Genomic DNA, 8,170 nt, shown 5'->3' on the forward strand with positions numbered 1-8,170 from the left:
TGCCGCGAGAGCCAAGCGCACGAAGTGCGCGACCGGCGCTTGAGGGCACCGCAAAAACTCCAGGACAATCGGTTCATCCGGTTGCGCTGGCTTGCGGCGTTGACTTGGGGACGAGGCGGGCTATGGTGACCCGACGCAAGGGGGCGAGCCGGCGGGACGCCCGCCCCGGCCCCGTTCGAATCCCCGTCCCGAGCCCCAAGGAGCCCGTGACCCGTGATGACCGTCGAGTCCTTGTTGCCCCTCATCGAAAGCGCGTGGGAAACCCGCGATCAGGTCACGCCGGCGACCACCGGCCCGCTGCGCGACGCCGTCGAAACGGCGCTTGACGGACTGGATCGCGGCGTCTACCGGGTCGCGGAAAAGATCAATGGCACCTGGACCGTGCACCAGTGGCTCAAGAAAGCGGTGCTCCTGTCCTTTCGCCTGACCGACATGGCGCCCGTGTCCGGGGGACCGGGCGGCGGCCTGTGGTGGGACAAGGTGCCGGGCAAGTTCCAGGACTGGGATGCCGCGCGCTTCCAGGCCGCCGGTTTCCGGGCCGTGCCCACCTGCGTGGTGCGCCGCTCGGCCTACATCGCGCCCGGCGTCGTGTTGATGCCCAGCTTCGTCAACCTGGGCGCCCGGGTCGAGGAAGGCACCATGATCGATACCTGGGCCACCGTCGGCTCGTGCGCCCAGATCGGGCGCAACGTCCACCTGTCGGGGGGCGCGGGCATCGGCGGCGTGCTGGAGCCGCTGCAGGCCGGCCCGGTGATCATCGAGGATAACTGCTTTATTGGCGCGCGCTCGGAAGTCGCCGAGGGCGTGATCGTGGAAACCGGCGCGGTGCTGTCGATGGGCGTGTTCATCGGCGCGTCCACCCGGGTGATCGACCGCGAAACCGGCGAGGTGTTCATGGGCCGGGTGCCGGCGGGCGCGGTGGTGGTGCCGGGAAGCCTGCCCGGCAAGCCCCTGCCCGATGGCACGCCGGGGCCGGGGCTGGCCTGCGCCGTGATCGTCAAGCGCGTGGACGAACGCACCCGCGCCAAGGTGTCGATCAACGAACTGCTCCGCGACGTCCCCCGGTGAGCCCCGGCGCCGCCCCGGCCGGCACGGGCCCGGCCCCGGACCGGACCCCCGCCCTTGCGGCGGAGTGGACCCCGGCCCTTCTGGCCGAGCCGCTGGCGCTGGCCCGGGCGCTGATCGCCCGCCAGAGCGTGACCCCGGCCGACGACGGCGCGCTGGACGTGCTGCAAGCGGCCCTGGAAGCCCTGGGCTTCACCGTCACCCGCCTGCCCTTTGGCGAGGCCTCGGGCACCGGCGAGGCGGCCCGGATTGACAACCTCTATGCCCGGCGCGGCACCACCGGCCCGGTGTTCGGCTTCGCCGGGCACACCGACGTGGTGCCTCCGGGCCCGGGCTGGAGCGTGGATCCGTTCGCGGCCACGCTCACCGACGCCGGCACCCTGGTCGGGCGCGGGGTGGCCGACATGAAGGGGGCCATCGCCTGCTTCGTGGCCGCCGTGGCCCGCCAGCCGCTGGACTGGCCCCGCCACGGCTCGCTCGCGTTCCTGATCACCGGCGACGAGGAGGGCCCGGCCGTCCACGGCACGACCCGGGTTCTTGAGTGGATGGACCGCGCGGGCGAACGCTGGGACCATGCCCTGGTCGGCGAGCCCACCAACCCCGAGGCCCTGGGCGACGCCCTCAAGATCGGCCGGCGCGGCAGCCTGAACGCCAGGATCACGATTCACGGCCGGGGCGGGCACGTGGCCTATCCCCACCTGGCCGATAACCCGGTGCACCGTCTGGCCCGGCTCGCGCACGCGCTCACGGCCGCCCCCCTGGATCGGGGCAGCGCCCACTTCCCGCCCACCAGCTTGCAACTGACCAGCCTGGACGTGGGCAATCCCACGACCAACGTCATCCCGGCCGAGGCGCGGCTGGCGCTGAACATCCGCTTCAACGACCACCACACCGGGGCGGGCCTGGCCGCGTGGCTGCGCGAGCGCTGCCTGGACGCGTGCGACGGCGCCGGACACGCCTTCACCTTGGAAACCCGGATCAGCGGCGAAGCCTTCCTCACCGAACCCGGGCGTCTGTCGGGCCTGGTGGCCGAGGCCTGCCAGGCGGAAACCGGGCGCCGGCCGGCCCTGTCCACCTCGGGCGGCACCTCGGACGCGCGCTTCATCCGGGGGCATTGCCCGGTGGTCGAGTTCGGCCTGGTCGGACGCACCATGCACAAGGCCGACGAGGCGGTCGCGGTGGCCGACCTGGAAACCCTGAGCGCCATTTACCAGCGCGTGATCCGCGCCTATTTCGAGGGCCCATGCTGACCATTGTCCAGACGGCGCGCGTGCTGCGCGGCCTTGGCCTCTTGATGCGCCTCAACCCCCGGGGCTTCGAGGTTCTGGGCGCGACCCGGGGCGACGCGGCGCGCAGCTTCTGGGCGGCGTTTGTCCTGCTGCCTTTGTTCGTGCTCTACACGGGGCTGGAGGCGCTGGAACGGGGCCCGGGCCTGAACCTGGGCCTGTTTGGCGCGGTCAAGATCGAACATTACGTGCTGGGTTGGGTGTTGTACCCGGTGATCATGGATTTCGTGTCGCGCCTTCTGGACCGGCGCGACGCCTATTACCGCTGGCTGACGGCCTACAACTGGGTCCAGGTGCCGATCATGGCGGCCTTCTTGCCCCTGGTCTTGCTGGCGGCCCTTGGCCTGGCGCCCGCCGATGCGCTGACCTTGCTGAACGGGATCGTCTTTCTTGCGATGTCCATCGTGCTGGGCTTCGTGGCCCGCCATGGCCTGTTCTTGCCGCTGTCGAGCACCATTGGCGTGGTGGTGCTGGATCTGGTGGTGGGCGAGGCGGTCCACGGGATACTGGCCCCCCTGATCGACGCCATGCCCTCGGCCGTACCGGGCGGAGCCTGACCCCCTTCCCCGTCGTTTGCGGGAGGCACGGACGGCGAGGGGCGCCCCTCGCCGCCTGCGAAGGCGGTTCGGGGCGCGTTTTCCTCCTTTTCGGGATCGACGGTTCCGAAAGCGGCTTTTGTTTTTCCGGGGGGCCCGTTCAAGAGTGTCCCGTGGGAAAAACGGAGCCCGCTTTTCCCAAAAAGACAAACTCGAACAAAGGGATCCAGAGTCCGTCCGCTTCAATGCGAAGCTGACGGACCCTAACGGTTGGCGTTCTGGTTGATGAAGGTTTCCAGATCGACGTGGGCGACCCGCCATTCCCGTCCAAATTTGACTGCTCGCAGTTGTCGATCGCGAATCCACTGGCGGACAGTGGCTTCCTTGACCTTCAGGAGGTCGGCCACTTCGTGCACGGTGAGAAGCGGTTTGCGCAGCATGATCGCGTGATCCAGTCTCCGGTCGGCGGCCGGGGCCGACAAGGGAGCGCATGCCCCACGCCGGTCGCCGTGACGCAACTATGACCGTCTCGAAGTGTTGCCGCAAGGTGTCGCCGCATGCCGGAGCGGGGCGGGAAGGCGTGGGGAGGGCACCGGCCGGACGCGCCGGGCTGTTTGGAATCCCTGCCGGAAACGCCCCCAAAGCACCTTTCGCCTGCCACGATCTGGCCATAGAGCGGGAGTGTACTCAAAGGATGGAACGACGCCCGGGCGACTATCCGGGGCGTCGGGCGCTTGGCGCGACCCGCACCGCGCACGCGGTTTTGGGAAGCACGGTCGCCAGGAAAAGATCCCTCGCTGAAGCAGGCGAACCCTTTCCCCTTCCTTTGGTTGATTGTTTCGCTCAGGAATAATCCCTTGGGATTTCCGATGGCATGAAACAATCAGCCGACTGCCAGGGCGCCTTTCCATCCTCCGCTCCCTCCCGGAGAGTGGCGGTTCTGGCAGATGCTGATGCCACCGGCGAACGAGCATGGCCCGCTTGGTGGAGTACCCGGAAAAACCGTTGTTTTTCTGGGGCCTAAGGTTCCCTAGCCCGGCCTTGGGAGTTGCGTCAGCCCCTTTCCAGGTCCCCTGTCCGGCTTGCCCTTCAACCGGACGGGGGCCTGAAAATCCCCCCTTTCAAAACATGATCCCGTGATGCCCGCTCCCGGCGCCGTTGCGCGACAACACGTCGTGAACCTCTTTTAGGCGCTTGGTTCCGAGTAAGATCGTCGGATTTTGTCCTTGACTCCGGTCCTCGTCCGCGAGATAGTTTTCCCATGAGAGCGACACTCGGATCCGCTCCCTCCCGGATCCACCCGGTGACCTTCTCAAGCGACCAATGCCACTTCCGCCGCGCATGGCCCGGAAGTGGAGTACCGGCCTCCCTCAACGGGGCGACCGGCCCCAAGGGTAACGCTAGCCCGGCCCGAGGATCTTCGTTGGTCAGACAAGGCCCCCGCCCCGGCTGTCCCCTCTGCCGGAACGGGGGCTTTCTAATTCAAGACAATCCCGCGAGGGGGGCGTCGGTGCCTTTTGACGGACGCCGGACCGCGGGGCAAAGCAGGCCAGGCATGTGACATGGGCCATCGGATCGTCCATTCCGAGGGTGTCTCCGAGGCGGCCCAACAGAGACTGTGAACGCGACCGTCTCCGTGGCCTCCCGGAAGGACAGGTCTTGCGATTCCAGAGTCGGCGCCCCGGGTGCGTGACTGATCCGCGCCCGGACTTTTCCGGGCCCCTTCGTGGGATGTCCCGGTCCCCGGGGACCTCCTAGCCCCTCCCCGGGCCCTTGCGTCGGCACCCCAGGGCCCCCGACCCGGCTTCCCCTCGGCCGGCGGGGGTCTTCTGTTTGGGCGCGCGAAAGGCGTTTTCTCCGCCGTTTCCGGCCCGCCCGACTTTTTCCCCGATGTGATTCGTTGGTCTTTCCCTTGAAAGGGGCCAGCCCCGTGACCAAATCGATTTCACGAGGATGACACGGATCCCCGCTCCCTCCCGGGATGATCGGTCCTCCTCGGCGGTCAACGCCTCTCCCTGTTGAGCATGGCCGGGAAAGGACGTACCGGCCCCAGGGGCCGGCACCGAAGGTTCAGCCCACCCTTCGGATCCGTTGATCACCAAGGCCCCCGCACCGGTTTTCCCCTCGGCCGGTCGGGGGCCTTAAACTTTTCCGGACTTCCCTCCCTCGATCGTGGCCGCGTTGTTACCCGGCCCGCCAGTCGGTCAAGGTCAGCCCCCCGGCGACCAGATCGGCGAGGACGGCGCGCAGCGCGTCGGGCTTGACCGGCTTGTGCAGAACCGGCAGGCCGCTGGCGTCGGCCTCGCGCAGGCGCTGGGGGGCGGTATCCCCGGTCAGGAGCACGGCGGGCACGGGTTCGCCCACCGCCTCGCGGATCAGGGCCACGGCCTCGACGCCGGTTTCGGCGCCGTCCAGGCGATAATCGGCGATGATCACGTCCGGGGGCGCCAGCAGCCCCCCCGAAGCCAGGCCCTCGCGCAAGCCCCTGATATCCTCGAAGGCCAGCACGTCGCAGTCCCACCCTTCCAGGACCAGGGTCAAGCCATCAAGGATGGCGGGATCGTCGTCGATGACCATCACGCTCAGCCCCTGGGCGCCGGCGGGATCAATGCCCCCCAGACCGTCGTCGATCGCCGTGTCGGGGCGCCCCCCCTGGGGCCCGGGCAGGGTCAGGCCGACCCGGGTGCCGCGCCCGGGATGCGAGACCAGGGTCACCGGGGCGCCCAGCAGGGCCGACACCCGCTTGACGATGGCCAGCCCCAGGCCCAGGCCCTCGCCTTTTTCGCGGGCCGGGTTCTCGACTTGATGGAAATCCTCGAACACCAGGGCCTGCTGATCGGCGGGAATGCCGGTGCCGGTATCGACCACCTGGATTTCCACCCGCCCGCCCGCGCGCCGGCGAACGCCCAGCACGATCCGACCCTGGGGCGTGTAGCGCACTGCGTTGCCCAGAAGATTGCGCACAATGATTTCGACCAGGGCCGGATCGGCGTGCGCCGCGAGCCGGGTTGGCACCCAGCGCATCTCCAGGCCGCGCCCGGCCGCCAGCGGCTGGACTTCCTCGACCAGGCGCGCGAGCAAGGGCCCCAGGGGCACGTCGCGCGGCTCGCAGCGCATCAGCCCCGCGTCCAGGCGCGAGATATCCAAAAGCGTGTTGAGGAGGCCGGTAAGGGCTTCCGTGGTTTTCTCGATCCGCTCGATCAAGGCGCGGTTGCGCGAGTCGGTTTCCCGGCCGGCCAGCACGGCAATGAACATGGCCAGGGCCTGGAGGGGCTGGCGCAGATCGTGGCTGGCGGCGGCCAGGAAGCGGGTCTTGGCGCGGCTCGCGCGCTCGGCTTCGTCCTTGGCGGCGCGCAGGCGTTCATCGACCCGGTGTTCCTGGGTGACATCGCGGATCTGCAACACCGCGCAAACAGGTTCTCCCGGCCGGTGACGGGGGACGGTGGCCCCGACATCGGTCCACACAACGGCCCCCGTGGCATCCAGAAAACGCATGCGCAGCGACAGGGGGTACGCCTGCCCCGCGAACAACCGGTGCAGCAGGTCGCGCGCCACCTTCAGATCGCCCGGAAAGACGGCGGCGGCCAGATCGCCCGGAGCACCGGGATCAAGCCCCAGAAGCGCGGAAAGCGCGGGATTGATGCGCACGAAGCGCCCGTCGGAGCCCAGAAGCGCCATGCCGTGGCCGGCGGCATCGAAGGTGCTGTCAAAACGCTCCTCGCTGTCGGCCAGGGCCAGGGCCAGGGCGCGCTCGCGGCTGATGTCGCGCGCGCTCACCAGCACGGCCACCGGCGCCACGTTTCCCGCCTCCGTGCCCGCTGGCACCGGGGTGAAACGCACCGTCCACCACCCGTCCCCCAGGTGGTCCTCCAGGGTTTCCGCCACCCCGCAGGCCAGGACCCGGTGCAAGGCGGCACGGCGCGGGCCGGCCAGACGGGGCGCCAGGCCCGCCAGGGCGTCGCGCCCCACGGCGGCCTCCACGCTCCGGGCGCCCAGGCGTTCGGCGGCCCGCCCGCTGGCGGCCAGGACCTGCCCCGCCGGGTCAACCAGCACGATGTCGTTGTCGGCATGGGCCAGAAGGGCGCGCAAGGCCGCGCGGTGATCCAAGGTCATGACAAGGCTCGCGAAAAATCAAGGATCAGAATACCACCCCCAGGCTACATTGACGCCCAAGGGACCGTGGGAGATAGTGGAATTGTTAAAATAAAAACGTGTACTCACACCTTCCGGTCAACGGGGTGGCCCCCGAACAAGGACCGGATCGCCTGCGGAGGGTATCATGAGAGCCTGGATTGGGTCCCTTGTTGCCGGTGCCGTCGTGTTTTTGGGGGCAGCGTCCGCGCAAGCAGCCGATGGAGTCCGGTATGCCTGTGCCGACGGCGCGGCGTTCACCTTGACCGTGGCGGCCGACGGCGGCACGGCCACGATTGCGATCGATGGCCTTGCCCCCGAAGTGCTGCAACGCGAGCCGGGATCGACCGAGTCGTATGTGAGCGAAAACGTGTCGCTGTTTTCCGATGGCAGCCAGGTTTCCCTGGCCTATGTCAAAGGGGGCGAACAATTCGGCACGGAATGCAAGGCCGCCAAGTAGACGAAGGGGGCGCCGGATACGCGCCGCTTTTCAAGCGAAGGACCGGGGATGGCCGCCACCCCCGGTCTTTTGTTTCATAGGGCAAGGAGAAAAACGCCCGACAAACACAGATCAATGGTTGATCTCATGAAATCGAAAAGAAAATGCGTTATGTCTTCGGACTCGTTATGAAGCGCATCTACATTTCGCAGAACAAACCATAAGACGCTATGTACCCAAAGCGCATAGCGGGAAAAAACCAAGGGACATTATTTCTTCTTGACGAAAGGGCCGTGGTTTGGAATATTTTCCCCCGTACCGGATGATTTGAGAGAAGCCTGAAAACAGGTTTCCGATTACAAGGAGAGCCACGATGAAGCTGAGCGCCCGCAATGCCCTGAAGGGAAAGGTTGTGGAAATCGCCAAGGGTCAGATCGTCGCCAAGGTCAAGATCGACATCGGGGGTCAGAGCGTGACTTCGGTGGTGTCGGTCGAAGCGATCGATGATCTGGGCCTTTCGATCGGTGACGAAGTGTCGGCCATCATCAAGTCCACCGAAGTGCTGCTGGCGAAATAAGCACGCCGCCTTTCCTTGAAAAGGGCTCCCCCACGGGGGGGCCCTTTTTCTTTTGCGCTCCCACGCGCCCCCTCCCGCGCCACGGCACGCGGGGGAGCGAGGAAGAGACCTAGGGACAATCGGGTGAAGCCTTGGA

7 protein-coding genes are annotated in these 8,170 nt (G+C 67.6%); 5 read left to right on the forward strand and 2 right to left on the reverse strand.

What is annotated here, in order from left to right:
- Window positions 1-216 precede the first annotated feature (216 nt).
- The 3 genes from dapD to ROR02_RS15540 all read left to right on the forward strand — a co-directional run bounded on the left by dapD (window position 217) and on the right by ROR02_RS15540 (window position 2,908).
- Window positions 217-1,068 carry a 2,3,4,5-tetrahydropyridine-2,6-dicarboxylate N-succinyltransferase gene (gene dapD / locus ROR02_RS15530; RefSeq protein ID WP_147164967.1) on the forward strand — a complete coding sequence of 284 codons (852 nt, stop codon included), beginning with the start codon at window positions 217-219 and terminating at the stop codon, window positions 1,066-1,068.
- 80 nt (window positions 1,069-1,148) lie between these two features.
- Window positions 1,149-2,315, forward strand: coding sequence for a succinyl-diaminopimelate desuccinylase (dapE, locus tag ROR02_RS15535; RefSeq protein ID WP_147164968.1), 1,167 nt, complete (start codon window positions 1,149-1,151; stop codon window positions 2,313-2,315).
- On the forward strand, window positions 2,309-2,908 hold the full coding sequence (locus tag ROR02_RS15540) for a hypothetical protein (protein WP_147164962.1): 600 nt from the start codon (window positions 2,309-2,311) through the stop codon (window positions 2,906-2,908). Before dapE ends, ROR02_RS15540 begins: the two co-directional genes overlap by 7 nt.
- 242 nt (window positions 2,909-3,150) lie before the next feature.
- On the opposite strand, the gene ROR02_RS15545 is transcribed toward ROR02_RS15540, so the two are convergent.
- Window positions 3,151-3,327, reverse strand: a complete 177-nt coding sequence (locus ROR02_RS15545; RefSeq protein ID WP_147164963.1) for a helix-turn-helix domain-containing protein — start codon at window positions 3,325-3,327, stop codon at window positions 3,151-3,153.
- 1,744 nt (window positions 3,328-5,071) lie between these two features.
- Complete coding sequence (locus tag ROR02_RS15550) at window positions 5,072-7,000, reverse strand: PAS domain-containing hybrid sensor histidine kinase/response regulator (RefSeq protein WP_147164964.1); 1,929 nt, start codon at window positions 6,998-7,000, stop codon at window positions 5,072-5,074.
- A 166-nt stretch (window positions 7,001-7,166) separates the two neighbouring features.
- On the opposite strand from ROR02_RS15550, the gene ROR02_RS15555 reads away from it, so the two are divergent.
- Both ROR02_RS15555 and ROR02_RS15560 read left to right on the forward strand, forming a co-directional pair.
- A complete protein-coding gene (locus ROR02_RS15555) occupies window positions 7,167-7,478 on the forward strand; it encodes a hypothetical protein (RefSeq protein WP_147164965.1) in 312 nt (103 codons plus the stop codon).
- A gap of 352 nt (window positions 7,479-7,830) precedes the next feature.
- On the forward strand, window positions 7,831-8,034 hold the full coding sequence (locus ROR02_RS15560; protein ID WP_147164966.1) for a TOBE domain-containing protein: 204 nt from the start codon (window positions 7,831-7,833) through the stop codon (window positions 8,032-8,034).
- Window positions 8,035-8,170 lie beyond the last annotated feature (136 nt).

The sequence above is a fragment of the Pararhodospirillum oryzae genome, from assembly GCF_007992075.1.
In the GTDB taxonomy this organism is placed as follows: Bacteria; Pseudomonadota; Alphaproteobacteria; order Rhodospirillales; family Rhodospirillaceae; genus Pararhodospirillum; species Pararhodospirillum oryzae.